This window comes from Paenibacillus apii, from assembly GCF_011043685.1.
Lineage (GTDB): Bacteria > Bacillota > Bacilli > Paenibacillales > Paenibacillaceae > Paenibacillus_AQ > Paenibacillus_AQ sabinae.
The window spans coordinates 156,634-183,059 of the sequence record NZ_JAAKGU010000004.1 but is presented as its reverse complement, the minus strand read 5'-3'; the positions used below and the strand labels follow the sequence as shown (position 1 = coordinate 183,059).

At 55.4% G+C, this 26,426-nt stretch carries 22 protein-coding genes and 1 tRNA gene; 5 read left to right on the top strand and 18 right to left on the bottom strand.

Annotation, left to right across the window (positions count from 1 at the left end; translation table 11 throughout):
* Positions 1–24 precede the first annotated feature (24 nt).
* Entirely contained in the window at positions 25–792 is a 768-nt protein-coding gene (locus G5B47_RS11080; RefSeq protein WP_328804514.1) for an HAD family hydrolase, read from the bottom strand.
* Positions 793–875: 83 nt separating this feature from the next.
* On the bottom strand, positions 876–1,625 hold the full coding sequence (locus G5B47_RS11075; protein ID WP_165097844.1) for an alpha/beta fold hydrolase: 750 nt from the start codon (positions 1,623–1,625) through the stop codon (positions 876–878).
* A 440-nt stretch (positions 1,626–2,065) separates the two neighbouring features.
* Between G5B47_RS11075 and ilvD the strand changes: the two genes are divergently transcribed.
* Positions 2,066–3,751, top strand: a complete 1,686-nt coding sequence (ilvD, locus tag G5B47_RS11070; protein WP_165097842.1) for a dihydroxy-acid dehydratase — start codon at positions 2,066–2,068, stop codon at positions 3,749–3,751.
* Positions 3,752–3,902: 151 nt separating this feature from the next.
* Here ilvD and G5B47_RS11065 read toward each other — a convergent pair whose 3' ends face one another.
* Positions 3,903–5,240 (bottom strand): GH1 family beta-glucosidase, encoded by a 1,338-nt coding sequence (locus G5B47_RS11065; RefSeq protein WP_165097840.1) that lies wholly within the window; start codon positions 5,238–5,240, stop codon positions 3,903–3,905.
* A 276-nt stretch (positions 5,241–5,516) separates the two neighbouring features.
* On the bottom strand, positions 5,517–6,899 hold the full coding sequence (locus G5B47_RS11060) for a polysaccharide deacetylase family protein (RefSeq protein WP_165097838.1): 1,383 nt from the start codon (positions 6,897–6,899) through the stop codon (positions 5,517–5,519).
* A 348-nt stretch (positions 6,900–7,247) separates the two neighbouring features.
* Here G5B47_RS11060 and G5B47_RS11055 point away from each other — a divergent pair, with 348 nt between their 5' ends.
* Positions 7,248–8,441 (top strand): AI-2E family transporter, encoded by a 1,194-nt coding sequence (locus G5B47_RS11055; RefSeq protein ID WP_165097836.1) that lies wholly within the window; start codon positions 7,248–7,250, stop codon positions 8,439–8,441.
* Here the strand turns inward: G5B47_RS11055 and G5B47_RS11050 are convergent.
* The 10 genes from G5B47_RS11050 to alaS form a co-directional block, all read right to left on the bottom strand.
* A complete protein-coding gene (locus tag G5B47_RS11050; RefSeq protein WP_165097834.1) occupies positions 8,407–10,263 on the bottom strand; it encodes a peptidoglycan D,D-transpeptidase FtsI family protein in 1,857 nt (618 codons plus the stop codon). The genes G5B47_RS11055 and G5B47_RS11050 overlap by 35 nt on opposite strands.
* A gap of 174 nt (positions 10,264–10,437) precedes the next feature.
* Complete coding sequence (locus G5B47_RS11045) at positions 10,438–12,681, bottom strand: methyl-accepting chemotaxis protein (RefSeq protein ID WP_165097832.1); 2,244 nt, start codon at positions 12,679–12,681, stop codon at positions 10,438–10,440.
* Between the two features lie 199 nt (positions 12,682–12,880).
* Entirely contained in the window at positions 12,881–14,206 is a 1,326-nt protein-coding gene (locus G5B47_RS11040) for a peptidase U32 family protein (protein ID WP_165097830.1), read from the bottom strand.
* Between the two features lie 38 nt (positions 14,207–14,244).
* Positions 14,245–15,177 (bottom strand): peptidase U32 family protein, encoded by a 933-nt coding sequence (locus tag G5B47_RS11035; RefSeq protein ID WP_165097828.1) that lies wholly within the window; start codon positions 15,175–15,177, stop codon positions 14,245–14,247.
* 115 nt (positions 15,178–15,292) lie between these two features.
* Complete coding sequence (gene mltG, locus G5B47_RS11030) at positions 15,293–16,354, bottom strand: endolytic transglycosylase MltG (RefSeq protein ID WP_235957142.1); 1,062 nt, start codon at positions 16,352–16,354, stop codon at positions 15,293–15,295.
* A gap of 164 nt (positions 16,355–16,518) precedes the next feature.
* Positions 16,519–16,824 (bottom strand): DUF1292 domain-containing protein, encoded by a 306-nt coding sequence (locus G5B47_RS11025; protein WP_165097824.1) that lies wholly within the window; start codon positions 16,822–16,824, stop codon positions 16,519–16,521.
* Entirely contained in the window at positions 16,817–17,125 is a 309-nt protein-coding gene (locus tag G5B47_RS11020; protein ID WP_025334056.1) for a DUF1292 domain-containing protein, read from the bottom strand. Before G5B47_RS11020 ends, G5B47_RS11025 begins: the two co-directional genes overlap by 8 nt.
* 13 nt (positions 17,126–17,138) lie before the next feature.
* Positions 17,139–17,555 (bottom strand): Holliday junction resolvase RuvX, encoded by a 417-nt coding sequence (gene ruvX, locus G5B47_RS11015; RefSeq protein ID WP_025334055.1) that lies wholly within the window; start codon positions 17,553–17,555, stop codon positions 17,139–17,141.
* Positions 17,552–17,827: an IreB family regulatory phosphoprotein gene (locus G5B47_RS11010; RefSeq protein ID WP_124694781.1), complete on the bottom strand. Its 276-nt coding sequence runs from the start codon at positions 17,825–17,827 to the stop codon at positions 17,552–17,554. Before G5B47_RS11010 ends, ruvX begins: the two co-directional genes overlap by 4 nt.
* 415 nt (positions 17,828–18,242) lie before the next feature.
* The gene (alaS, locus tag G5B47_RS11005) at positions 18,243–20,873 is read right to left on the bottom strand and encodes an alanine--tRNA ligase (RefSeq protein ID WP_165097822.1); all 2,631 of its coding nucleotides are present in this window, start codon (positions 20,871–20,873) and stop codon (positions 18,243–18,245) included.
* 95 nt (positions 20,874–20,968) lie between these two features.
* Here alaS and G5B47_RS11000 point away from each other — a divergent pair, with 95 nt between their 5' ends.
* The gene (locus tag G5B47_RS11000; protein ID WP_165097819.1) at positions 20,969–21,226 is read left to right on the top strand and encodes a hypothetical protein; all 258 of its coding nucleotides are present in this window, start codon (positions 20,969–20,971) and stop codon (positions 21,224–21,226) included.
* A gap of 212 nt (positions 21,227–21,438) precedes the next feature.
* Here the strand turns inward: G5B47_RS11000 and G5B47_RS10995 are convergent, their stop codons facing one another.
* Entirely contained in the window at positions 21,439–22,221 is a 783-nt protein-coding gene (locus G5B47_RS10995) for an SDR family NAD(P)-dependent oxidoreductase (protein WP_165097816.1), read from the bottom strand.
* Between the two features lie 206 nt (positions 22,222–22,427).
* Here G5B47_RS10995 and G5B47_RS10990 point away from each other — a divergent pair.
* Positions 22,428–22,504, top strand: a tRNA-Pro gene (locus G5B47_RS10990).
* A gap of 86 nt (positions 22,505–22,590) precedes the next feature.
* Here the strand turns inward: G5B47_RS10990 and G5B47_RS10985 are convergent.
* From G5B47_RS10985 to G5B47_RS10975, 3 genes are read right to left on the bottom strand one after another with little or no spacing between them, the layout of a single operon-like run.
* Complete coding sequence (locus G5B47_RS10985; protein ID WP_165097813.1) at positions 22,591–23,388, bottom strand: ABC transporter permease; 798 nt, start codon at positions 23,386–23,388, stop codon at positions 22,591–22,593.
* Positions 23,372–24,175, bottom strand: a complete 804-nt coding sequence (locus tag G5B47_RS10980) for an ABC transporter permease (RefSeq protein WP_165097810.1) — start codon at positions 24,173–24,175, stop codon at positions 23,372–23,374. The genes G5B47_RS10985 and G5B47_RS10980 overlap by 17 nt, the downstream gene beginning before the upstream one ends.
* Complete coding sequence (locus G5B47_RS10975) at positions 24,172–25,251, bottom strand: ABC transporter ATP-binding protein (protein WP_165097807.1); 1,080 nt, start codon at positions 25,249–25,251, stop codon at positions 24,172–24,174. The genes G5B47_RS10980 and G5B47_RS10975 overlap by 4 nt, the downstream gene beginning before the upstream one ends.
* 254 nt (positions 25,252–25,505) lie before the next feature.
* Between G5B47_RS10975 and dpsA the strand changes: the two genes are divergently transcribed.
* Positions 25,506–26,399, top strand: coding sequence for a dipicolinate synthase subunit DpsA (gene dpsA / locus G5B47_RS10970; protein ID WP_328804513.1), 894 nt, complete (start codon positions 25,506–25,508; stop codon positions 26,397–26,399).
* The last annotated feature ends 27 nt before the right edge of the window (positions 26,400–26,426 follow it).

Here is a 26,426-nt window from a genome sequence, read left to right as displayed (position 1 = left end):
TCCTTTCTTTCAAATTTTATAGAGCTATATAGAGACGGACAACCGGGTAAAATCGCGGACGACGATATCCGCATCCGTCAAATGCTCCGCCGTCTCCGCGCCTGGCCATATACCGATGGTCAGCCGGAGTCCGGCTCCCCTGCCCATCTGCATGTCGGCGTTGCTGTCACCGATGACAACCGTCTCTTCGGGCAGAACGCCAAGCTCCCGGCAGGCGGTTTCTGCCATTTCCGGAGCAGGCTTGCCCTTGCTTACTCTGTCCCTCGTTACAACCGAGCCGAAGTACCCGGCAATTCCGAGCCACTCCAGATGCTCGGCAGTCATCTTCGATTCATCCGATGTAACGACACCCATCCTCAGCGAAGCCGCTTCGCACTGCCTTAAAAAGGGAAGCAGCCCGGGCAGAGGACTTGCGGAGCGTCGCTCCCGGAGCACGCTCATCGCATCCTTGGCGATGCCCATCACCCGGGTTACCGCATCGTTCCAGGGAACACCTGCGGCATAGAGCTGCCAAGCCAGAATGCCGTAGGTCTGCTCCACCGTCGCCATCGGCAGCGGCCCGCCGGGATCGTAGCCGGTGATCCGGCCTTCGGCGTTCTGGACGGTGCCGAGCACCAGGTTTTTACCGCCGGTAAAGCCGGACCCGGCCAGGGCCAAATGGGTCTCCATCGCGAGAAGCACCGATTCTGCCCATGTCCCCCACATTTCCATCAGATCCAGCAGTGTGCCGTCTTTGTCGAACAGGATGGCTTTGCAGGGCACGGAAATGCCGTTTGCATGCAGTAGAGGCACTTTCGTATCTCCCTTCGTCCTTATGTACTGCGGCCTTCGCATCCCGGAGGGCCGCAGCCGGCGCCTGGCGGATACATCCGGGATCAGCGTAAATTGCTCATCCAATCAAGCAGCGCGCGAACGGTCTCCTTCTGCTGGGCATTCTCGGTTATCGTTGCCTCTCCGTCTCCTTTTTGGGGGCCGTAGCTGCCGAACTGGGCGTGGTTCCCGCCCTCCAGCGAATAGTACACGGTGCTGTCCGGCAGGTAGGCTCTGCCCTCGCGGTACTTTTTCGGATCGACCACCTTGTCTTCCGTACCCAGCACCGACAGGACAGCCAGCGTTGTCGACTTCAGGCTCCCTTTCTCATCCGGATAGGAAGCAAGGAAGAACACACCGGCCAGCTCGTCGGGATGACTTGCGGCATACCGCGCCGCTATCACACCTCCCAGCGAGTGCCCGCCCAGCACAAAGGACAGGCCCGGATGCACGCGAATGATCTCCTTCGCCGCATCGCTGCGGGTCATCGCGAGATTAAGCGGCATGCGGGCGATGTAGACCGGATGCCCGGCTGCAGCCAATCCTCTGGCTAGCGGCGCATACGCTTCGGCTTTTACGAGACCCCCCGGATAAAAAATAACGCCTGCACCGCTTGCCGCCAAAGGCTTGAGGGAAATCCAGTTGTCATTCATCTCGACGGTGATTCCCTTGCCGGATACCAGGGCTGTTTCGGCCTGGCCTGTCAAGGCGTAAGGCTTCAAATAAACCCAGAGAGCCAGCGCTACAGCCGCGATGAACGCCAGCACCAACAATGCGAAACCGCGCTTCGTACGAGTCTCAGTCAATTTGTCCACTCCCGGATTTACCGCATGCGTCGCTTGTACTTAAGGAAAATTATAGAGGAATCGCTACAAGCAAACAACCTTCTACAATTTCCCACAATCGGACAGCCCATCAGCTTTGCTATAATGAATGAAGTTGCAGCGGATTATTGCAACCCGAAGCTCTGCAGGCAAACGGTAAATATTTTAGCCGCCGTTTGTGATAAACTTAACATCGTCCGGTAGAAAAAAGCGGTCCTTTATGATAGACTCTACTAATAAATGAGCCTAGCCTGACCTTCAGGCGGTTTGCAGCCTTTATATTTTTATAGAAACGGCGTCGACCACCCTCTTGTATAGAGCTGGACCCTGTTCTTTCTATAAACCGCGGGCTCGCGGCTCTTCGGAGAGCAGCGCGTTAACGCGGCAAAATACGGAATCACAATTGATTAATAAGGGGGAAATTGTTTAATATGGCAGCCAAGAAAATGCGTTCAGACATGATCAAGAAGGGCTTTGACCGGGCTCCGCACCGCAGTCTGCTGCGGGCCGCAGGCGTTAAGGAAGAGGATTTCGGCAAACCGTTCATCGCGGTCTGCAATTCGTATATCGATATCGTCCCGGGCCATGTGCATCTCCAGGAATTCGGCAAAATTGTCAAGGAAGCGATCCGCGAAGCGGGCGGCGTTCCTTTTGAATTCAATACAATCGGCGTTGACGACGGCATCGCCATGGGACATATCGGCATGCGCTACTCTCTGCCCAGCCGCGAGATTATCGCTGATTCCCTGGAAACGGTCGTATCCGCGCACTGGTTCGACGGCATGGTCTGCATTCCGAACTGCGACAAGATTACGCCGGGCATGATGATGGGCGCGCTGCGCGTCAACATCCCGACCATCTTCGTCAGCGGCGGACCAATGAAGGCCGGCGTGGACAGCAAGGGCCGCAAACTGTCGCTGACCTCCGTCTTTGAAGGCGTCGGCGCGTATCAGGTCGGCAAGATCAACGACGCAGAGCTGACAGAGCTGGAACAATACGGTTGTCCGACCTGCGGTTCCTGTTCGGGCATGTTCACCGCCAACTCGATGAACTGTCTGGCGGAAGCTCTGGGCCTCGCCCTGCCGGGCAACGGTACGATTCTGGCCGTAGCGGAAGAGCGCAAGGAATTTGTACGGAAGTCCGCTAAACAGCTCATGGAGCTGATCAAGCTGGACCTGAAGCCCCGCGATATCGTGACCAAAGAGTCGATCGACAACGCCTTTGCCCTCGACATGGCGATGGGCGGCTCCACCAACACGGTGCTGCACACCCTTGCGCTCGCGCAGGAAGCCGACATCGAATACCCGCTTGAGCGGATCAACGAAGTCGCCAACCGCACGCCGTATCTGTCCAAGCTGGCTCCCGCTTCAGACATCTTCATCGAGGACGTGGACCGGGCGGGCGGCGTCAGCGCCGTGCTGAACGAGCTTCTGAAGAAGCCGGGCACGCTGTTCGGCGATTGCATGACCGTTACCGGAAAGACACTTGCAGAGAATGTTTCCGGACATGAAATTCAGGATACGAGCGTTATCCATACGCTGGACAACCCGTACTCTCCGGTCGGTGGATTGTCCGTGCTGTACGGCAACCTGGCGCCGGAAGGCTCCATCATCAAAGTCGGAGCGGTAGACCCATCCGTGGGCGGCTACCATAAAGGCCCGGCTATCTGCTTTGATTCCCAGGAAGAAGCGCTGCAAGGCATCGCGGGCGGCAAGGTTAAAGAAGGCCATGTCGTCGTAATCCGTTACGAAGGTCCGAAAGGCGGACCGGGTATGCCGGAAATGCTCGCCCCGACCTCGCAGATCGTCGGCATGGGCCTTGGCGCCAAAGTCGGCCTGATCACCGACGGCCGCTTCTCGGGCGCTTCCCGCGGCATCAGCATCGGCCATATCTCGCCGGAGGCGGCGGAAGGCGGACCGATTGCCTTCGTTCGCGACGGCGATATCATCGAGCTGGATCTGAACAACCGCAAGATCGAGCTGCATGTCAGCGAAGAGGAGCTGGCGGACCGCCGCAAAGACTGGGTGGAGTTCGAGCCCAAAGTGAAGACGGGCTACCTGGCCCGCTACTCCAAGCTTGTTACGAACGCCAGCAAAGGCGGCGTACTCAAAATTTAATTTTCCCGCAGCCAGCGGAACAGATTGTGATACTGGCTGCGGCCATTCAACAAACAAGCCCGGAAGGCATCGTCTAATCGACGAAAGCCTTCCGGGCTGTTTTTTTTGAGGCGAATCCTCATTTATGCAGTTTCCGCTCAGCGTTCCTGCCTTACACCTCGCCCGTTTCGATTACATCCTGATACCAGTAATAGCTGTCTTTCGGCGTACGGACAAGCGTATCGTAATCCACATGGATCAGTCCGAACCGCATGCTGTATCCGAAAGCCCACTCGAAATTGTCGAGCAGCGACCAGGCAAAATATCCTTTGACCGGAATACCGTTGCCGATGCTGCGGTGAAGCTGGAGCAGATGCTGGTACAGATAATCAATCCGCTTCTGATCCGCCACGATTCCCCTGTCCGGTCCGTCGTTGTAGCAGGCCCCATTCTCCGTAATGTAGATCGGAATATCGCCGTAACGGCCGCCTATATAGCTCAGCGCTTTGTAAAAGCCTTCCGGGTAAATCGGCCAGCCGTTATCCGTCCGGGTATACCCCATGTCCACCGGTTCGCATGCCATAAGACCCGCTTGTTCGCCGTATTTTGCCACGGAGCCGGAGTAGTAATTGATGCCAAGAAAATCGATCTTCTCACGGATAAGCTCCATATCGCCTTCCAGTACGGGAACCTCCGCTCCCTTCTCCCGGAACCATTTGACCAGAAAGGACGGATACTCGCCCTTGAATACCGGGTCCATAAACCATTCCATGTACCAGCCGTTCTCCCGTTTGCAGGCATCTGCATCCTTTTTCCGGCTGCTGTATGGCTCCATCCACGTTACATTGGGGGCAAAGCCGATTTCTCCGGGGATTCCCAATTCCCGAAAGGTTCGAACGGCCCTTCCGTGTGCCAGCAGCAAATGATGGGAAACGGTTACGGCGAGCTGCAAATCCTTGTTGCCAGGCGCATGCAAGCCAAGGTAATTGGACAGAAACGACACACACCAAGGCTCGTTAATCGTTATCCATGTCTTGATTCTGCCTCCCAGAGCGCGGAACAGCGTCTTCGCATATTCGACAAATGCATCGACAGTCGCCCGGTTCTCCCATCCTCCCGCATCCTGCAGCGTTTGGGGCAGGTCCCAGTGGTACAGCGTGCATACGGGCTCGATTCCGTTCTCTAGCAGTGCGTCAACCAAAGCATCGTAGTAAGCAAGCCCTTCCGGGTTAAGCTCCCCCGTGCCTTCCGGAAAAATCCGCGGCCAGGCAATGGAGAACCGGTAAGCTTTCAGGCCGAGCTCCTTCATGAAGGCGATATCCTCGCGGAACCGGTGATAGCTGTCGCAGGCGACGTCTCCGTTGTCCATGTTCTCAACTTTTCCGGGAATCCGGGCGAACGTGTCCCAGATGGACATCCCCCTGCCGTCTTCATCGTAAGCGCCTTCGATTTGGTACGAAGCGGTAGCCGCGCCCCAGATAAAATCCTGCGGAAACTGTACGGGTTTCATTGGCAAGAACCTCCTGTTATCGTTAGGGTGACAAAAAAATGATGACTTCCACACTTCTATATTACCTTTTTGAAGCGTCAATGAGAAAGGAGCTCATTTTGTTTTTTTGAAACGGGTACTTAAGTCCTTCGTACAAACAAGTAATACAAAGGGGCAGCCGTGCCAGCTGTTGCCATAATAAAAAGCCCTTTCCGTCGGACACCGCCAAATCCCGCCAAAGGGTTCTGACTGAGCGTCTTCAAGAAAGGGATTTTCCATACGCGGATAATTGCCAAATCAATGAGCGTGAGCGCCGGGAAGCTCAGCTTCGGCCATATCTTCTTCATGCTCCGGACCAGCGGCCTGCCGTCTGTGTAGCTTGGCTCCGGTGCATTTTTGCCCATAGGAATCAAGCAGCTGAGATACCGGCATCACGATGATCTTGGGAACCAGCGCCTCGCTTCGTTCCTTCAGTCGCGCCCCGCCTGCCGGATGAATGACACTCATCAGAATGCTGAGATAAAATTTCGTAAGGCTTGCAAAGAGCCCTTTCGGCATATCCTTGACGGTAAAGCCAAACTTCTCCGGCCCCCGGTTGATCATACTGATGCCGTACAGCGCCTTCGCTTCCGACAGGGCGTCGTCTCCGGCGATGATTTCCGCAAGATACGGCATATCCTTATCCATCCGGCGAATCATCCGGATCGCGAGCTGGGCCGCCGAACGAGACTGCATCCCGAGCTCGAACAGCTGGTGATTGTCGATATGAAGCTCAATGACCTGGTCGCCCTTGCTCAGCGTCGTTCCGTCATCAAGTGAAACCGAATGGCCTTGATAAGCACGCAGACGGTAATGGAGGAACGGAAGCGCCGGTGATACCGTCCGCAGACGGAACAGGAAGTGAAAGCACCGTTCCCAAAGAAGCCACAGACCGACAAGCAGACGCTTGCCGAAGGACATCCGGGCCAGCGAGGATTTCTCGGCCGCCTTGATCATCTCGTCAACCCGGATGCTGTTAAGCCCCCTGACCTTGGCTTCTTCCAGCGTGCGTTCCAGCGCAGCCAGCATTTGCTCCGGCGCCTCGGGATCGGCCCCGAGCGTCAAGCCGCAGTCATGCAGCAGCATCACTTCGCCGGGATTCAGACGGGCCAGCATTTTTTCCGTCAGCCGATCCACGCCGAGCTTCTTGCGCCAATCGCCGAACATGGCGGACCACAGTACGATTTTGACATGACGGCGCTTCGAGAAATCGAACAGGTTAACGATCCCCCAAGGCGGACGGTAGTACGTGCTGCGCTCGCCGGTAATTCCGTAAATAATATCATCAGTAAGCTGAATCTGCTTGCGGACCGTGCTGGGACGCATCAGCCAGTTGCTCTTGTGGATATAATTGTGAATACCGATCAGATGCCCCTCCGCATGCATGCGGCGGATGATCTCGGGGCAGCGCTCCGCGTGGGAGCCGACGACAAAAAAGGTAGCCTTGGCGTTATACTTGTTCAGCAAATCAAGCAGAATTGGCGTGTACTTCGGGTCAGGACCGTCGTCAAAGGTAAGGGCAAAATCCTTGACTCCGATTCCTCTTCGAAAGACGCGGTAACCGAAGATCCGGCTGATGATGCCGGGAATAAACGCATAAAATGTTGAGATGTAAAACAACCAGAGCAGCAAAGTCTCCATTTTTCTTCCCCGCTTTTCTCGAGAGTTGACTTGAGAGCCGCTCTTACGTCTGTTAGCTGACAGGCGGAAAACGGCCAAATAGAGGTGAATGCCGGCTTAAGCGGCGACAAGGCATGAAGAAGCGGCAGCGCCGAATTTGTAGAGCCTGCGCTTTCTATGCAGCGATGCGTGCAGAGTCTTGTGAATATCTGTTTCTGGGCTGAACGAGCCGCATCCTTTTAAAAACCGTTACTCCCCATTTTACCACAGCTGTCAAAGAAAAAGATGGTTTTTTGGTAAAATCGTGTACAATGGAAATCAGTTCTGTGAAAGAAATGCCATCCCAATCGCAAAGGAGTCGTTAAATTCATGCTGCCGCTTTACAAAAAATATTGGCGTACCTTTTTCGATATCGGACTGCTCGTGCTTACCGTTTATCTGGTCATGCTCGCCTTCAGCAAGCTGTACCAGTTGGCCGCTCCCGTGTTTTTATCCTTTTTCGTATTTATGCTGATTGAACCTCTGGCGCGCTTCCTGAATCGCAGGGGGCTGCCCAAGCCGTTCGCTTCCGCTATCTCCGTGCTGCTGTTCCTGATTCTGCTGCTCGGCACGCTGTTCGGCGCCGGACTGCTGATTGCATCGCAGGCGCTGCAGCTTCAGGAAAATCTCCCCCATTATACATATGTGGTGCAGCAGCAATTTATTGAGCTGACGACCTGGCTTCAGCAAAAAATAGCGAATCTCCCGCCCGATATCACCGACAAACTGAACAGCTATTTCAAAACGGCTACCGATCTGCTGTCAAGTTGGCTGATTGTGTTCTTTAAATATATGATCCGGCTTCTGGGCACGTTCTCCTCGTTTATGGCCAATTTCGGGGTCGCCATCATCCTCGCGTTCTTCCTGAGCATGGAGATCAAGGATTGGCGGCGGGTCGCGCATGATAAAATGCCGAAGACGTTCAAGACGGCTTATAGCTTCCTGCAGGGCAACGTCTTCAAAGCCATCGGCTCCTATTTAAAAGCGCAGCTGATCCTGATTTCCATTACATTCGTCATTGTACTTGTGGGCCTGTTCATCCTGCAGACCGGAAATGAAATCACGATGGCGCTCGTCTGTGCAGTGTTCGACATTCTGCCGCTTCTGGGGGTAACAACGATTCTGGTCCCCTGGATCATTTATCTGTTCATCATCGGCAGCACGCCGCTTGCGATCGGACTTCTCGTCCTGCTGGCCGTTGTGCTGCTTGTCCGCCAGCTGCTGGAGCCGAAGATCACCGGCAATTCCATTGGCGTCTCCTCGGCGTTCCTGATGCTGTCCTTTGTCATCCTGTCAACCTCCGCCTTCGGCGTCGCCGGGCTGATTCTCTCGCCGATTCTGCTGATTCTGATCAAGGAGCTGCTCCAGCAGGGCTATCTTAAGAAGTGGATTTCCCTGCCGCAGGAGGAATTCATCGTTTCTCCGTTCGCTTACGGTGACGGAAACGGAGATGAGCCGGGCGAATCAGCCGCCGGCAGCGATGCGGAGATCAGCCGCCGGAAGGCTCCGCAAGAAGGTCCATGATCTCGCCGAACAGCCGGGTGGCGGTGTGGGGGCTCTCCGGAGCCGCGTTCTTGACCAGCACCGCCAACGCATATTCTGGCTTCTCTGCCGGACCGAAGCCGATAAACCATTGATTGGTCCGGGGGGCTCTCCGGACCAGCGTCTCCGCCGTGCCGGACTTGCCGGCAAGCGACCAGCGCGCGCCGCTGAGGGACCGGCCCGTGCCATCCGTCACCACCCGGCGCATCCAGGACCGCAGCAGCTTCGCGGTACGCTCCGAGATGCGCCCTTCCGGGGCGGGCGCCAGATGCGGGGGCAGGTCCATCAGCTTCTGCCCATTGGCGAAATCGACCTCGCGCAGGATTCGCGGCGCGCGCACCTCGCCGCCGTGCAGCAGCGTGACGACCAGATTCGCCGCCTGCAGCGGCGTGACCATGGCGTCGCGCTGGCCGATGGCCGTCTGCACGCGGGCTCCCCCGTCGCCCGGGATCAGCGTCCGAAAGACGGTCCCCCGCTGTTCGCCGGAGAGCGGCTGGAGCAGCGGCAGGCCGAGAACCTTCTCCTGCCGCCAGCCGATGTCCCGGCCGAGGCCGAGCGCCAGCGCCGCGGACTGGAGCTGGCTCGCCGTCAGCCGCTCGGCGAGCGCGGCGAACACGCTGTTGCAGGACAGGGCGAAGCCCTGCTCCAGAGTCAGCGCGCCGTGTCCGGCTTTCTTATGGCAGGACAGCCCGTATTTGCCATAGGCGCCATGACAGTGAAACGTCTCACCCGGCGAAGTCACGCCGGCTTCCAGCGCGGCGGCGGCGGTAACGATTTTGAAGATCGAGCCGGGCGCCGCCGCCTGGAGCGCGCGGTTATTCCACTCGCCTCCCTCGGGCGAGACATTGCCGGGATCATAGAACGGCAGCGATACCATCACCGCCACATCGCCGGTCCCGGCCTCCAGCACGACGACCGCTCCTTCCTTGACGCCGCTTTCGGCAGCCAGCCTCTCAATCTTGTCCTGAAGCTTCAGATCGACAGTGGTCTGAAGCTTCAGCGGATAATAGGGATTGGACGGCGTCCGCACCGTCAATCCGCTGCCCGGCAGACGCTTCCCTTCGGCGTCGACTCTCGCAACGACCTCGGTATGCCCGACCCCGCGAAGCAGCGGCTCCAGCGTCTTCTCAAGTCCCGTCGTTCCTTCCATCGTCACGCGCAGACCGGAGCCGCCATTTCCGCCGTTTCCGACGGATGCCGCATTACCGCCCGCCGCGCGGCTCATCTGCTTCGGCCGGGCTTCGGACAAATGGCCGAGCCACTGGCGCCCGGTCAGACTGCCGCCCGGTCTGCAGGCGTACGGCAGCACACGGACGCCGTCAATCCGAAGGCGGCCGATTTCGGCGGCTTGCACCGGCGTAAGCGCAAGCGGGCCGCCGCCAGACTTGGCGGGCCAGAGGAAGGGCTGGACCAGCTTCTCTCTTTTTTCCTGAAGCTGTTTATAGGGCACGCCCAGTACCAGGGCCAAACGGCGAAGCGCTTGAAGCGAATCTGCAGTCCCGGCGCCACTCTCTCCGCGCTTTCCTGCCTCCTGCGGATAAAAAGCCGCCGCCCATATTGTCTCTCCGGCCAGCGGCAGTCCATGACGGTCATACAGCCGTCCCCGGCCGGTGTCGAGCACAACCTCCCGTTCGCTCTGAATCCGGGACATTTTGGCGAGAGGATACTGCCCCCCGGGAACACGGCGCCCGCTGATGACGAATTGAATCCAGGCGAGCCGCAGTACAAGCAGAGCGAAGACGGCAGCGAGCAGAATCAGGGTGACAGAAATTCGTTTGTTTTTGTAGCGGCGTTTGCTTGGCATCGGATCGCCTCCGAAAGCGTAATTTTTCCTATTATGTCCAGCGTCCGCGATAACAATGCCCGCTATCGTCCTTGTATGTCGCTTAAATATGCAAAAAAAACCTCCGCACCGTTTGATGCGAAGGTCCGCTATTAACCGTAGTCCTCTAGGGACAGCCGATTGCTTGCGCTGCGGTCAAATTTTGAAGAGCGACAGCTTTTCCTTCAAATGGCCCGAAACGCTTTCAAGGTTGGCCGACAGCATGACCAGTTGGTCGCTTACACTCTGCTGTTCGCTGCTGAGCGACGCCACCTCCTCCGAGGTCGCCGACGACTGCTCCGCCACAGCGCTTACATTGCTCATCGCCTCAGACAACACCGTCTGGGAAGCTTTCAGACTGTCGATCGCAGATGTTACCGATTGCAGGCTCGCAACGAAGCCATCCATCTGTTCCCGAACCGATAGAAAAATATCGCTCGTATTCTTGACCGAGCTCATCTGCTCCGCAAACAGCGGCGTCACCTCTGACAGCACATCCACCGTTTCGTTCATTTCCGTCATGATCTTGTCGGTGATGTTCGCAACGAGCGCGATCGATTCCTTCGATTGATCGGCCAGCGCCCGTATTTCGCCCGCCACCACCATAAAGCCCCGGCCGGCCGCGCCCGCGCGCGCCGCTTCGATCGTCGCGTTCAGAGACAAAATGTTAGTCTGCTGGGTAATATTTTTCATCACGTCAAGCACCTTCAGGACGGACAGAGCCGTCTGCTTCAGGTTGTCCACTTTATCGACGAGTGCTTTGGTCATCTCGCCCGTGCGCCCCGTCTGCTTCAGCAGCTCTTCAAGCTGCATCATCCCTTTGCCGCTGGATTCCCCGACAATACGCGCCCTGTCGTCCATTTCACGGTTGGAGTGAATGACCGCCTCCATTTGGGCCGACAAGGCCTCGGTCAGCTCGTTGCCTTTCTCGGCATCAAGCGCGAGACTGCCGGCTCCCTCGGCGATTTCTTCGGTTGCAGCCGCAATTTCCTTGGCGGATACCGCCGTCTTGCGTGAAGCTACTCCGAGCTCGCCTGCCGTCCCCAGCACATCGCGGGCTGATTCCGTCGTCTGGGAGACCAGCTCCGTAATGCGTTCCATCATCAGATTAAAGGAAGCCGACAGCTGGCCGATCTCATCTGAGGAAGTATACGGTGTACGTACCGTCAAATTCCCCTTGGCGCCTTCGCCCATCAGATCCTTGAGACGTGCAAGCGGACGGGCGATCATGCGCACCATCCATACGCCGAGCAGCAGCGCCAGCAGGGCCGCCGCTCCAGCCGCGATATAAGTAGTAAAAAGAATCGGCTTCGCGTCCTTCACGAGCGCATCGGTCGGAACGATGCCCGTAAGCTTCCAGTCGGCTTTTGTGAGCGGACTGAACACGGCCAGCAGGTCACGACCCTTCGCGTCCCGGGTTTCGATGCTGCTGTTATTGGCTTTGCTGTCCTTGATAAAAGCATAGGCCGACGCTTTACCGTCCTCCTCCTTGACAGAGGAAGCGATAACGGTGCCTTCGGGCGAAACCAGCTGGATATGTGATCCATTCCCCAGATTTACGCTTCGGAAGGCGCTTTCAAGCGTATCCTGCTTGATTTCGATCACCACGACGTACCCGGAAGTGTCCCCCATATTCTGGAGCTTTCGCACAATAGCGATGTTGGTGCTTTCCTTCACAACATCACTAACCGGAAACCAGAAGAACTTTGAGCTGAAGGAGTCACCCGCAAAAGTCGGCTTATAATTTTCCGTATTGGCAATCGCCTGCTTGTACCAGTCCTTGTCCCGCATATCCTCCGAAACCAGCTTGGAATTGCCGCTTGTCATGACTTGCTGTTTAGCGTTATCCGGGATCAGCGAAAAGCTGATGATATTGGAATCTGCGGTCGTCTGATTGGTCAGCTTCTCACCGATGTTATCCATCGCCACAAATTGATCATAAAACGATTTGGCGTTCTTCAGATTGTCAATCTGCGCCTGAACCTCCGGATCAAAGAACAGCTGCAAAGCGAGCGTCTCGTACTGGTTCAAAATAATATCGAGCTTCTCGGCATTTTGAATAATCGTCTGGCGGTTCGCTTCGGACACATTATCCTTGATGGTGTTCTTGGCCTTCGTATAAGACATTAATCCCAGAAACATAACTACAACGACAATGGACGATAAAAAAATCAGAAACAGCTTGACCCCGACCGACTTGGCGGGATTGACCGTTCTGAATTGCCCTGCGGATTGAGTCAGCAAGCGCTTCCAATCCTGGTGTGCCGATATGCCCGCAAACCAGCCGCCCGTCTTCTCCCTTGTCGTCAGGTTCTGTCCTGGCCGGCCTTCATCACGCTGACCCTTCACTAAGCTTTCTTTGCGTTGACCCTTTTTTCTCTCTCTTTCAGCCTCTCCCATTCCTGATCACCTGCCTGATGAATTTGCACTGCATGATGTAAGCGTTATCCACTATATCGGCAGACTGGGAGATTTTTCTTATACCTTTCTTCATTTTTTATGTCTGTAGACCTACTTTCTTTGTAAATTTGTAATTTTGTACAAAAAAACAGGCGGGTTCCGTCATCCGAAACCCGCCCGTTCCATACATTCCGCTTTGTTATTTCTTCTTCCGCATCATATCAAAATAAGCCACCGGCTGGTCGACCTTCATCCGGATGCGCTGCAAAGGATGGCGCGCGGCGTCCAGTACAGTGCCTTCCTCATCCCGCAGCTCGCCCACAATCTGCTTGAACGGGCTGCGGTCCGGTCCGAAGAATTCAACCTCCTGACCCGGTTTGAAATGGTTTCGCTGCTGAATCAGCGCCGTGCCCGTCTCCGCGTCATACTCCAGCACAAGGCCGGCAAAGTCAAATGGAGCGGCTTTTTCTTCCGGTTCGTAGATATGATCCTCATGATCCGGCGTGTCGTAGAAAAATCCTGTGTTCAGCGGACGGTTGGCCGCTTTGTTCAATTCATCCATCCATTCCCGCTTCATCTCGTAATGCTCGGGGTCGGCCATATAGGCGTCGATCGCCTTCCGGTAAGCATTGACCACGGTGGCGACGTAGTGGATGGACTTCATCCGGCCTTCGATCTTGAAGCTGTCGATGCCCGCCTCGATCAGATCGGGAATGCGCTCCAGCATGCACAGATCCTTGGCGCCCATCGAAAACGGATTATCCTCCGGCTCGTGCAGCGGAAGCTGCGTTACGCCGGGAACCAGGCGCTGCGGCAGCTGTCCGGCGCTTGGTTCCTCAGAGACCCGGACTCCGCCTTCACGCGTATCCTCGAACAAATCGTATTTCCACCGGCACGACTGGCAGCAGCCTCCGCGGTTGGAGTCGCGGTCCGTAAAGTGGTTGGACAGCACGCAGCGGCCGGAATACGAGGAGCACATCGCTCCATGGATAAAAGCCTCGATTTCGATATCGACATGCTGCTTGATCTCGGCGATTTCCTCAAGGCTCGTCTCGCGGCCCAGCACGACGCGCGGAAGTCCTTCTTCCTTCCAGAAGGACACGGCCTGCCAGTTCAGAGTAGACTGCTGGGTGCTGAGGTGTACCTCAAGGCCAGGTACGGTCCGCTGGGCAATGTCCACAATCGCGGGGTCCGCAACAATAATGGCGGCGATGCCGACCTCATACAGATTGCGCAGGTACTCCTCAATTCCGGCGATATCTTCGTTATGCGCGTAAATATTCGTCGCGACAAATACTTTAGCGCCGTATTTCTTGGCGAATTCCACACCCTCGCGCATTTCCTCGAAGCTGAAGTTGTCCGCATTCGAACGCAGGCCGTATTTCTGCCCGCCGATATAGACCGCATCCGCGCCATAATGCACGGCAAATTTCAATTTTTCCAGATTGCCCGCCGGAGCCAGGAGCTCCGGTTTATCCAAGCGGTAACGCTTGCCTTTGAATTGCGGCTTGGCCACAGTATTCATCCCTGTTCTCCTCTCCTTTATTCCAATTAATTAGATTTTTAATAAACCTGCTCCTTGTAAAAGAAGCCGAAGGTCAGCTCCCGCTCCGGGTCCTGAAGCTCCCGGACTTCGTCCAGCCACTCCTCCTGGAAGGCGTAGCCTGCCGGATCGGCCGCATAGGCGTCGATCGCCTTGCGGTAAGCCTTGACTGCCGCTACGTTGTAAGATGTCAGCTTCAGCAGCCCTTCAATTTTAAAGCTGTGTACCCCGGCTTCCATCAGCACATGCAAATCCTCCAAAATGCAAATATCGTCCGAGCTCATAATATGGGTGCCGTTACGATCCTCGTAAATCGGGAATTTCTCGTCAGGCCGTTCGGCCTCGATCAGGAACAGGCCGCGTTCCTTTCCAAGGCTTCCGCCGGTGACCGGCCGCCCCTGATGAGCCATATAGCTCTCCACAAGCTTCCGCTTGGAGTGATAAATATTGGTCATGCCGTGAACCTGAACCTGGGCCTCCACCTCAAGCTTCGGTACCATTTCCGTGATTTCGTCCATGTTCAGCTCCCGGGCCAGCACGGCGCGGGAAGCGCCTTTGCGCCCCCAGTAGTTGGATGTCGCGAAATTGGTCGACGTCATCTCCGCGTTCCAATGTAGCCTGAGGCCGGGCACCTCGTGCCTTACCACGGCCAGCACGGCCGGATCACCGAACTCCGCGCCATCCACCCCGATTTCGGCAATGGCCTTGATATAGGCCGGAAGCTCGTCCAGCAGCCGGTTCGGCATCAGCCCCCCGAGTCCGGCGTATACTTTGCGGCCGTGCGCATGGGCAAGCTCCACGGCTGCCGCCGTATCTTCCAGGCTGAAATGTCCCGCCAGCCGCATGCCGAACCGGTCGTCGCCGATCAGCAGCCCGTCGGCTCCGGCATCCAGCAGCGCGGCCGCTTCCGTAAGGGAAGCGGCCGTCGCCAGCAGCTCCGGTTTGCTCTTCATCGTGTATCCTCCTGTCATGCCGTCTTAGGCAGTCCGAGTCGGCCCCGGACGGCATTCTTATTGTTTCTTACGATTTTGATAAGTGCTATATATTGCCCTGGAAACGATGCGGTCCTTATGAGGACGTTTCCTTCGCTCCCTGCTGGCTTTTTTTCACATTGGACAAATGTTCCTTGTACGTCTTGGCGAACAGATGGGTGTGCGTTCCATCCTTTTTCGTGACATAGAAATAATAATCCGAAGCCTCTGGCGCAAGCGCCGCTTTGATCGAGGCTAATCCGGGGTTGCAAATTGGTCCCGGCGGCAGCCCGGTATTCCGGTACGTATTATACGGACTTTTGATTTCCAAATCTTTATACAACAATCTTTCCTTCTGGCGGCCCAGCAAATACTGGACAGTGGCGTCGATCTCCAGCTTTTGTCCCTTCTTCAGCCTGTTATAGATCACGCCGGCCACAAGCGGCCGCTCGCTGTCCACAACGACCTCACGCTCCACGAGCGAAGCGACGGTCAGCAGCTCGTGCAGAGTCATCCCGCGTTCTTTAAGCCGGGTCTGCCAATCCGGAATACTATCGAGCTTCTTTTGCAGCTCGTCCATCAGTTTCTCGACAATCTGCTGCGGGGTGCTGCCCTTGACCAGCTCATACGTCTCCGGAAACAGATAACCCTCCAGCCGGTGGCGCAAATCCTGATCCTGCGGAACGCCGAGAACCTCCGTCTCCTTAAGGCCCTCCCCCTTGTCCATCAGCGACAAAAAGACCGATGCTTCCTTGCCCCACGCCTGAGCAAGCCTGTCCGCAATCTGCTCCACCGTATAGCCTTCCGGGATGGTGAACACGACCGTTTCCTTTTTTACCACGTCTCCCGCGTTCAGCTGGGCAATCAGATTATCATACGTTGCGCCGGGCGCGGCGCTGTAGGTTCCCGCCTTGAACTGCGAGCCTTCATTGGTCCATTTCAAATAGCCTTTAAATAAAAGAGCGCTGCGGATAATGCCGTTCTTCTCCAAAAGGTCGGCAATTTCTGAGCTGCCCATTCCTTTTTGTACCGTAAAGGTTACTGCGGAGCCAGAAGGCTCAACCGGCTTCATGCCGTTCCATACGTACCAGATTCCTCCCCCCGCCGCAATGATCAACAGCAGCAGGACAATCAACAGATTGCGAATGGCGGATTTCAAACCTACTCCTCGCTTTCCGACTATAAATATAAAATTGTATTCATTTAAATTCAATAGATATTTTAAAAAAATAATCATGCAAAAGGAGCGCGGAATGCTCCGCCCTCCCCTGCATGCGCCTGCAGCAGCCGGCCCGAGGGCCGAAAGCGGCAAGCCGTATATGCTTACACTTCGTCGTCCGGAAAAGTCAGCTCGTCGTATAGCTCCGAGACATCTTCCCATTCGTCGTCGTCTTCAATACTTTCCAGCTCCGGAAGGCCATCCGGGGAAACGAGCAAGCGCAGAATTTCCGGCTCCCCGTCCTTGTCCGACTCTTTCAGCACCGCATATCCGCGGCCCTGCACTTCAAATTCGGCGATGATCTCGTATACGGAGGCTGTGCCGTTCTCGTCTTCCAGTTCCACGGTTTCTCCAAAAGCTTCTTTCAGCCTGGAGGTCCATATCACCTGGTCGGCAGAGTACTCAGTCATTCTCCGCTCCTCCGTCCAGCTCGTCAACCAGCGTGTTGAAGGTTTCTTCGACAATCGCCCACTCCTCGTCGTCCTCGATCATGAACAACTGCAGATCGTCTCCGTCCTCTTCATAACGGAATGCGTATACCTCATCGGCTTCATCGTCCTCGGAATCGAGCGGGACGACCATCATGTACTTGGAATCGGAGCCGTCAACCTCGAACTTCATAATAACCTCGAATTCCTCTTCGTTGCCTTCATCATCGGGAATATAAATAATTTCCGGTTCCTCTTCCATGCCGATCTGCTCGTTTGCCATGTGTGCGCACCCCTCACCTTTTACTGTTAGCATCCAAATAATTTTGCAAAATCAGAACTGCGGCCATTTTATCCACAATTCCTTTGCGCTTCTTACGGCTGACATCGCCTTCAATCAGCACCCGCTCCGCGGATACCGTTGTCAGGCGCTCATCCCAAAGGTGTACGGGCAAGTTCAGTTTCTCCCGCAGCGCGTTTGCGAATTCAATGCAGATCTCGCCGCGAGGGCCTACTGTGCCGTTCATATTCTTGGGCAGGCCGACCACAACCTCGGACACTTCATACTCCTCGATCAGGTGACGAATTCGCTCCAGCTCGCTCCCGTCCCGGCGGCGCTCGATGGTCTCCAGTCCCTGAGCGGTCCAGCCAAAAGCATCGCTTACGGCCGCGCCGATCCGGCGGTCACCGTAATCCAGACCGAGCTTCCTCATTTGACCTTATCCGCCGGCTGATTGGCAAGGTAGAACCGGACCAGCTCTTCAATCAGCTCGTCACGTTCTTTCCTCCGGACCAAACTTCTCGCATTGTTGTGGCGCGGAATATAAGCCGGATCACCGGAAAGAAGATACCCTACAATCTGGTTGATCGGATTATAATCCTTCTCCAACAGGGCGTTGTGGACGGTGAGCAGAATCTCCCGGGGAGATGCCTCTTTCTCGTCGCCCTTCACATTGAATTTGACCGTTTTGTCCATGGAGTCCATCTGTGACACCTTCCTCCTGCGCAGCCGATTTTAATAGCGGCACTCGCAAAGTTGCTGTATTACTGATTTATATCTGTCCCCATCATAACATATTCACGGCCAAACAAGAAAATCCTGCCGGAATATAGCGCTTTTTTGGGATTTTGCCTGCAAAACCCGCAATTTTAAGAATGGGCAGCGGACAGAAGAGATGAAAAAGCGCAAAACTTGTCCCGCAGGGGCCTAAAGCCTGCTTGGGGCGCTGACTGAAGGCCCGGCTCAAAGGAGCAAGCCTTTCGGCCGGCAATTCATTTAAAGCCCCTTTGCACCGGGACTCCACGCGCTTCCCGGCCCTTTCAGACAGGGCACGCTCAAAGTGCGTCCATTGTGCCGCTCCCCTCGCGGGGAGAGGGCAAATGGACAGGCAGCCGGCTCTCTAGCCCTGAGCCGCTACCAGCTCTTCGGCCTTCTTCAGCGCGGCTGCGAGCTTGGAAGCGTCCTTGCCGCCGGCCTGCGCCATGTCCGGACGGCCGCCTCCGCCTCCGCCGCATACGGCGGCGACTTCCTTCACCAGCTTGCCGGCATGGTAGCCCTGCTTCACCAGCGCCTGCGGCACCGCGATGACAAAGTTGACTTTGTCATCCATTGCGGCGCCCAGCGCTATGACGGCCTCCGGCAGCTTCGCTTTCAGCTCGTCAGCCATGGAGCGCAGCGCATCCATGCTGCCGGCCTGTACGGCGGCCGTCAGCACCTGAACGCCGCTGCCGACCGTCTTCACGCTGCCCGTCAGCTCGGCAGCCGCAGCCGCGCTGAGCTTCGATTGCAGCGACTCGTTCTCGCGTGCAAGCTCGCGCACCTGGCCGCTCAAAGCCTCGATCCGCTTCGGCACGTCCGGCAGCGACGATTTCAGCAGCGCGGCAGCCTGCTTCAGCAAGTCGAGCTGGCTCTCCGTGTACTGGTAAGCGTAACGGCCGGTCACAGCCTCGATCCGGCGCACGCCGGAGCCGATGCCGCTCTCACTGACGAGCTTGAAGATGCCGATCTGCGAGGTGTTTCTTACATGACAGCCGCCGCACAGCTCAAGGCTGTAATCACCGACCTGTACCACGCGGACGATATCGCCGTATTTTTCGCCGAAGAGCGCCATTGCGCCCATCGCTTTGGCTTCGTCGATCGGTTTGTTTTCGATGACGACATCAAGGGCTCTCCAGATTTGCTCATTGACTTTATGCTCGATTTCCGTTAGCTCTTCCGGCGTAATCGCGCCGAAATGCGAGAAGTCGAACCGCAGACGTTGCCCTTCCACGAGCGAGCCCGCCTGATTAACATGGCCGCCGAGCACTTCCTTCAGCGCTTTATGCAGCAGGTGAGTAGCCGTGTGGTTCTTCACCACATCTTCGCGTTCCGCCCGGTTCACTTCGGCTCGGACCGTATCTCCTACTTTCAGCTCACCGGATTCCACAGTCACCAGATGGACATGCTGGCCGCGGGGCGCCTTGAAGAGCCCGTTGACCTTCGCTGTAACCGCACCGCCCGTCAGTACGCCGTGGTCGCTTACTTGACCGCCGCTTTCGGCGTAGAACGGAGTGGACTCCAGAATAACCTGCGCTTCAGCGCCCTCTCCTGCAGTGTCCACCAGCTCATCCCCGACCAGGATGGCGGCGATTTTCGTTTCGGCTACGAGGTCATTATATCCAACAAATTTGCTTTTAACCGTCAATTCGGACAACGCGCCGCCCTGCACCTTCATGCTGCCGCTGTCATGACGGGCCGCTCTTGCCCGGTTGCGCTGCTCCTGCATCGCCGCGTCGAACCCTTCGCGGTCAACCTTCAGCCCCTGCTCGGCCGCGTAGTCTTCCGTCAGGTCGAACGGGAAGCCATACGTGTCATACAGCTTGAACGCGTCCGCTCCGCTGATCGTGTCCACGCCTTCTGCCTTTGCCCGGTCGCTGATTTCGCCCAGGATGGCCAGGCCGTCGGACAGCGTCTCATGGAAGCGTTCTTCTTCCGTGCGGATGATTTTGGCAATATATTCACGGTTCTCTACAACGGTTGGGTAGTAGACGCCCATAATATCGCCCACAACGCTCGTCAGCTCGTACATGAACGGACGGTCCAGGCCAAGCGTCTTGCCGTAACGAACCGCACGGCGCAGCAGACGGCGGATAATGTAGCCGCGTCCTTCATTGGAAGGCAGTACGCCGTCGCCTACCGCGAAAGTCACGGTACGAATGTGGTCGGCGATAACCTTCAGCGCGATATCCTGCTCCAGATTGTCCTTGTAGTTTACGCCGGCAAGCTTGGCCGTTGTTTGAATGATCGGCTGGAACAGGTCGGTGTCGAAGTTCGAATCCACATCCTGGAGGATGGAAGCGAAACGCTCCAGACCCGCGCCGGTATCGATGTTCTTGTTCGGAAGCGGCGTATAGCTGCCGTCTTTATTATGGTTGAACTGCGAGAACACCAGATTCCACACTTCGAGGTAGCGCTCATTCTCGCCGCCCGGGTACATTTCCGGGTCCGACATGTCGCTGCCGTAGGCTTCGCCGCGGTCGTAGAAAATTTCCGTGCAAGGTCCGCAAGGCCCTTCGCCGATATCCCAGAAGTTGTCCTCCAGCTTGATGATGCGCTCTGCGGGCAGCCCGATTTTTTCATTCCAGAACTTGAACGCTTCTTCATCCTCAGGGTATACAGTAACCGACAAGCGGTCCGGATCGAAGCCGATCCAATCCTTGCCCGTCAGGAACTCCCAAGCCCATGTAATCGCTTCTTCCTTAAAATAGTCCCCGATGGAGAAGTTCCCCAGCATCTCAAAAAACGTATGGTGCCGGCGTGTCTTGCCCACATTCTCGATGTCATTGGTGCGGATACACTTCTGCGAGTTCGCAAGACGCGGATTCTCCGGCTTCACCCGGCCGTCAAAATAAGCTTTAAGCGGCGCCATCCCTGCGTTAATCCACAAAAGCGAGGGGTCGTTATGCGGAACCAGAGACGCGCTGGGCTCGATTTTATGACCTTTTCCCGCAAAAAATTCCAGCCATTTGGAACGGATTTCACTAGCTTTCATCTAAATACAGCTCCCGTCGATTGAAGTTTAAGAAGAATCGTAAAAATCTGGCAACGGATAAGCGCTCGTCCGATCCTTGCCAGGATTTCGAAAAAATGAAAACAAAAACGCCCCTGAATAAATTCAGGGACGATTCATATCGCGGTACCACCCTGGTTATCACCCATTTGCGTCTTGAGCATCCAGTAAAGGTGCTTAAAGACACGCCGCAGCCGAGCGATCGCCTTGTTACAGCCGTTAACGGGGCCATCCGGCGGGCTTTACCCGCACTCCGAAATCAGCTTTCCGCCGGCCCGTCTCCCGGATTCTCGCAGCCGCTTGCGTTACCCGCAAGGGAATCCGTTCTCTGCTGAAGCCTTGTTTCCGGCGTACTTCATTTCATCACTGTATTCATAGCTATGAGGTTAACGCATTTTAACATTATAAGTATATCCATGTCCATCGTTTCTGTCAAACAGCCTTACTGGATCTGCTATGACAACCGGCTGCCCCAGATCGTGGCAATCCTATTTCTTAGCTGTGCGCCAGCCTTTAGACAGAGCCTGTCCGGTTTAACCGCTAACGGTTACAACACTGCCGAAGAGCCGCCGTCGATATTAACGGACGTTCCGGTTACATAGGAAGCCGCACCGGATACGAGGAACGCGATCACCTTGGCCGCTTCTTCCGCCTCGCCAATTCTTCCCAGCGGAATGCCGTGCCGCGGATCGGCCGAGAACTCCTCCCAGCTCTTCTCTGGAGCAGATTGCTTCCACTTCCGCTCGATCTGGTCGCTGCGGATAAGGCCGATGCATACCGCGTTGACACGGATGCCCTCTCCGGCTAAATCCTTGCTCATCGCTTTGGTCAGGGCGAGCCCCGCGGCCCGGCTGACCGACGTTGGCAGAGAAGATGCAGACGGAGCCTTGCCTTTCACCGCCGTGACATTGACGATCGCGCCGCCGCCCGCCCCGCGCATATACGGGATCGCCGCCCGCGCGCAGTGCACCGCGCCCAGCAGCTTCAGGTCAAGGTCGGCGTCCCAGCCTTCAGCGTCCACTTCTTCGAACGGCTTGGCGGCGGAGGTTCCGGCATTATTAATCAGAATATCGACGCTTCCAAAATGCGCTCCGGCCGTCTCGACTGCCCGCCGTGCGCCCTCCTCCGACGAGATGTCGGCCTGGATGACGAGCGGCTCCTTGCGCGTCACTTCATATATGTGGCGCGCGGCTGCGTTCAGCGGCTCAAGCGTGCGGGCGACGATAGCCACCTCCGCGCCTTCACTCGCCAGAAGAATGGCCGTGGCCAGACCGATTCCTTTGCTGCCGCCGGTCACTATTGCTTTTTTCCCCTTTAAACCCAGGTCCATGTTAACTCCCCCTTAGATGGCGGATGATACCGCCCTGTTAAAAATTCTCATATGGACATTATACATACTGGCGGTCTCTAAACCTACTTCAGCCAGATGTTCATATTTTCACCTCTTTTTTCCCAAAAACACTCCTTTACAAGAAACGCGAACAGGCGTATAATCTCTAATTGTTCGGACGAAACATCACTGATAATTTCCGTTAACGAGACGTGGCTCAGCTTGGTAGAGCGCTTGCTTCGGGAGCAAGAGGTCGCAGGTTCAAATCCTGTCGTCTCGACCATACTTACAAATGACAAACCCCTTGGTATCCAAGGGGTTTTTATTATTTTCACCAAGAAGATCATCAATCTGCCTGCCATATTCCCTTCATCCCCGCAGCCCCATCCGGTTACCGGAACTATACCGGGCGAGCCCCCGATGGAACGTCGTCAACGCGCCTATCCCAAGCACAGTTACCGCAGCCAGCAGTCCGACCATAAAGCCCCAGTTGAACTCCCGCAAAAAACCAACCGGCAGATAGCTGATGAACCCGGCAGGTAAAATGGTAAACAGCATGATCTTGCCCCAGCTTTTAAAAATATCCGTAGGGTAAGTGCTGAACGATATGAAGCCTATAAACATCTGATACCCGATTCCTTCCGCATTTCCGATATAGAAAGCAAGAGACTGGATCAGCAGGTTAAAAAAAGTGAAGATCATGGCGGCCAGAAGCACCGCAGCGGCGTATTTTAACAGCCCCAGCGGGGTATGCTGTCCGAACCAGGCATAGATTACCAGCCCGAACACAAAATCTCCTACCGCCGTTAGCGACATCCGGTTGACCAGCACATTTAGCAGCACCGGCTTGGGCTGAGCCAGATACAAATCCAAGTCGCCGTTCGCCACGATAAAAGCGATGCGCAGCGTATTGCCGAACAGCATATTGGATATGCCAAAGCCGGCCGTGCTGACTGCCCAGACCATCATCACATCGCTCAAGGTCCATCCGTTGATCAGGGGAAACCGCTGAAAGTACATGGCCCAGAAGAACAGGAACACCGTGTTGCTTAAAGCCATCATCCCCGCCGTCATGAAGAAGCTGAGGCGAAACTCCATGGCGCCGGCCAAATTCAGCTTCCACGCCGTAAAAACAAAGCCGTATTTTCGTTTAACCGCCGTTAACATTAAGCTTGTTCACCCCTCTCCTGAACACCAGGCTGAGCAGCAGACCGAATACCAGCCCCCAGACAACCTGGATTCCCAGCATCTGGAGCATTCTCCCGGCTTCAAATTGAACGGCCGTCTTGACCGGAAAATAGATCATGGTCTGAAAAGGCAGCCAGCGGCAGATGCTCCGGAACGGCTCTGCAAACAGTTCCAAGGGAAGCAGCATCCCTCCAATTGTAAACAGCAGCTTGTCATACACGAAGATTAAGCCTTGAATTTCCTCCACCCAGAAAGCGCACAGCGCCAGCATCATCCGGATCATAAAATTCAGCGTTACCGCCGCAGCAGCCACCGGCACAAAGCCGAGCCACCCCCATCCGAAGCCCGGGAGTCCGAAAAGCGTGAGGCCCAAGGCGCCTCCCACCAGCAGGTTAACGACAAGTCTTACGGCAAATTCCCCGGCAAACTCTGCATACCGGTAGAGGATGTAGCTCACAGGTCTGCACAGCAGGTACCCGATGCCACCCGTCTTCACCTCGTCCTCCACAGTAATATGAAGCTTCGGCATAGCCGTCACGAGAGATTCGGAAAAAATGAGATACCAGATCAGTTCCTCGAAGCGGTAGCCTCCGATAACCTTCTCCCCTGTACCGGCATAAGTGGCGGTCCACAGCTGAATGAAGATATAGAGAATGATGAGCAGAAACAGCGTTCTTACCAACAAATCCATAACATACATGAGTTGATTTTTGACGGTTATGCGGCTAACGGCCCGATATTTGCGCAGCTTGACCGATACATTCATAGGGAACCTCCTGAAGCCTTGCCGCGGTGCAAGACGCCCGCACTAGCAGCTCCTTTTTCCGCGTCTGCAGGATACTTGGCTATGGAGCTATGGGCGCCGCCGGTTCGCTCGTAAATCTTGGCGATGATCTCCTCCATTGGAGGATCTTCAATGGTTACATCTTCTACCCTGTAGTGAGCGACGATATAACCGAGAACCTCTTCGATGTTAATTACAGCGGTGTCTATGTTAAGTTTCAGCCCATTCCCTTGCTGCTTCAAGATTTGTACGCCGGGGAGTTCCATAGAGGCGGGCTTCTCCTTCAGCCGCAGGTTGATGGTTTTGTAGGTGAGGTAATCCCGCTTCATCCGGGATACTTCCTGATCGAGAATGATATCGCCATGGTTGATGACGATAGCTCTTTTGCATAACTGCTCGATATCGCCGGCGTCATGAGAGGTCAGGAACAGCGTAGTCCCTTCCTCCCTGTTCATCTCCACGATCAGGTCGCGAATCTTCTGCTTGACGACAATATCCAGTCCGATGGTGGGCTCGTCAAGGAATACCACTCTTGGGCTGTGGAGAAGCGCCGCCACAATCTCACAGCGCATTCTTTCGCCAAGAGACAGCCTGCGTACAGGAGTGTTCATATAAGGGCCTATCTCGAAGCGTTCGGCCAGATCGTCTCTGCGGCGCAGGAAATCCGTTTTCGGGAGTTCGTAGACGGCGCCGAGCAGCTCGAAGGAGTCCACAGGCGGAAGATGATACCAGAGCTGCGATTTCTGCCCGAAGACGGAGCCGACCACGAAGCCCAGCCTGCCGCGTTCCTTCCAGGGGCACAGACCCAGCACCTCTGCATGGCCTGATGTCGGATGGAGAATACCGGTCAGCATTTTGATCGTGGTTGATTTTCCCGCGCCGTTAGGTCCCATAAAGGCCAGGATTTCTCCCTCCTCTACCGAAAAATCAATCGGCTTCACCGCTGTCTTCTCCCTGTATACCGGCCGGAACAAAGACTGCATACTGCCGCGAAGACCTCGCCGCTTTTCCTTGACATTGAACACCTTGCTTAAGCCCTGTACACGTATGGCCGACATTAACATTCCCTCCCCGGATTTCCTTCCTCTATAGAAAAAAGACCCAGGCATGCAACTTGCCGGAAGTCGTTGATCTCTATGTCCTTCCAATTATTTCTATCGATACTACCATGGGGACAGAGAAGCTGGCAAGTATAATTTACATGGGGTGTAATCATTATCGAGCAAGAACTCGAGCACGTTCTCGTATAGGTAAAGGAATCAAAATACAGATGTCGAATCTCTTAGTAAAAGTAGCTGAGAGGACTGAGCATGTGGAGTCATTAATCGGTAAAAAGGTTGTTCTGATTGGCGGAGATAACCGCCAACTGGAAGTGATTCGGGTGCTTGCCGAGCAGGGAGCTGACGTTCAAGCCATTGGCTTTGATAATCTGTTGTCGTTGGACGGAGCTGTTAAGACTAGCCTAAGCGTGGAATCTTTATGCCAGGCGGACGCGGTAATTCTCCCCGTAACCGGAACAGATGAATATGGAAAAGCAGAATCTGCTTTCTCGTCAGAGGAGTTGATTCTAACTGAAGATCTGGTAGCTTTGATTCCCAAACATGCCAAAATATTTACTGGTATAGCCAATCGTTATCTTAGAGACTTATGTAAGAGCCATCGTTTAGAGCTTATAGAGCTGTTTGAACGAGATGACGTAGCCATATATAATTCCATTCCTACGGCCGAGGGTGCTGTGATGATGGCAATCCAGCATACGGCTATTACGATTCATGGCTCCACCTGCATGGTACTCGGCCTGGGCAGAGTCGGGATGACTCTCGCGAGAACCCTAAATGGGCTGGGAGCCAGCGTTAAAGCTGGAGTCAACAAGCCTGAAGTTTATGCAAGAGCCTGGGAGATGGGCTTTAACGCCTTCTATACATCGGACTTACAATGTCAGGTGAAAGACGTTCATATTATCTTTAATACCATTCCTTCATTGATTATTACTCAAGATATCTTAACCTGTATCTCCAAAGAAACGCTTATTATCGATCTGGCTTCCCGTCCGGGTGGAACCGACTTTCGCTTTGCTAAGGAGCAGGGCATTAAGGCATTATTGGCGCCGGGTCTGCCAGGAATTGTGGCCCCTAAAACAGCAGGACGAATCCTGGGCAAGACGATTTCGGAACTACTATTGCAAGACAAACAAGGGTTTGAATAAGAATCATCGAAGTTACCGGATGCTGAA

What these genes read in the sequence shown, in the direction of transcription:
- ilvD (WP_165097842.1), top strand. Translation starts at nt 2,066, where the DNA reads ATGGCAGCCAAGAAAATGCGTTCAGACATGATCAAGAAGGGCTTTGAC.
- G5B47_RS11065 (WP_165097840.1), bottom strand. Translation starts at nt 5,240, where the DNA reads ATGAAACCCGTACAGTTTCCGCAGGATTTTATCTGGGGCGCGGCTACC.
- G5B47_RS11060 (WP_165097838.1), bottom strand. Translation starts at nt 6,899, where the DNA reads ATGGAGACTTTGCTGCTCTGGTTGTTTTACATCTCAACATTTTATGCG.
- G5B47_RS11055 (WP_165097836.1), top strand. Translation starts at nt 7,248, where the DNA reads ATGCTGCCGCTTTACAAAAAATATTGGCGTACCTTTTTCGATATCGGA.
- G5B47_RS11050 (WP_165097834.1), bottom strand. Translation starts at nt 10,263, where the DNA reads ATGCCAAGCAAACGCCGCTACAAAAACAAACGAATTTCTGTCACCCTG.
- G5B47_RS11045 (WP_165097832.1), bottom strand. Translation starts at nt 12,681, where the DNA reads ATGGGAGAGGCTGAAAGAGAGAGAAAAAAGGGTCAACGCAAAGAAAGC.
- G5B47_RS11040 (WP_165097830.1), bottom strand. Translation starts at nt 14,206, where the DNA reads ATGAATACTGTGGCCAAGCCGCAATTCAAAGGCAAGCGTTACCGCTTG.
- G5B47_RS11035 (WP_165097828.1), bottom strand. Translation starts at nt 15,177, where the DNA reads ATGAAGAGCAAACCGGAGCTGCTGGCGACGGCCGCTTCCCTTACGGAA.
- G5B47_RS11025 (WP_165097824.1), bottom strand. Translation starts at nt 16,824, where the DNA reads ATGACTGAGTACTCTGCCGACCAGGTGATATGGACCTCCAGGCTGAAA.
- G5B47_RS11020 (WP_025334056.1), bottom strand. Translation starts at nt 17,125, where the DNA reads ATGGCAAACGAGCAGATCGGCATGGAAGAGGAACCGGAAATTATTTAT.
- ruvX (WP_025334055.1), bottom strand. Translation starts at nt 17,555, where the DNA reads ATGAGGAAGCTCGGTCTGGATTACGGTGACCGCCGGATCGGCGCGGCC.
- G5B47_RS11010 (WP_124694781.1), bottom strand. Translation starts at nt 17,827, where the DNA reads ATGGACTCCATGGACAAAACGGTCAAATTCAATGTGAAGGGCGACGAG.
- alaS (WP_165097822.1), bottom strand. Translation starts at nt 20,873, where the DNA reads ATGAAAGCTAGTGAAATCCGTTCCAAATGGCTGGAATTTTTTGCGGGA.
- G5B47_RS11000 (WP_165097819.1), top strand. Translation starts at nt 20,969, where the DNA reads ATGAAAACAAAAACGCCCCTGAATAAATTCAGGGACGATTCATATCGC.
- G5B47_RS10995 (WP_165097816.1), bottom strand. Translation starts at nt 22,221, where the DNA reads ATGGACCTGGGTTTAAAGGGGAAAAAAGCAATAGTGACCGGCGGCAGC.
- G5B47_RS10985 (WP_165097813.1), bottom strand. Translation starts at nt 23,388, where the DNA reads ATGTTAACGGCGGTTAAACGAAAATACGGCTTTGTTTTTACGGCGTGG.
- G5B47_RS10980 (WP_165097810.1), bottom strand. Translation starts at nt 24,175, where the DNA reads ATGAATGTATCGGTCAAGCTGCGCAAATATCGGGCCGTTAGCCGCATA.
- G5B47_RS10975 (WP_165097807.1), bottom strand. Translation starts at nt 25,251, where the DNA reads ATGTCGGCCATACGTGTACAGGGCTTAAGCAAGGTGTTCAATGTCAAG.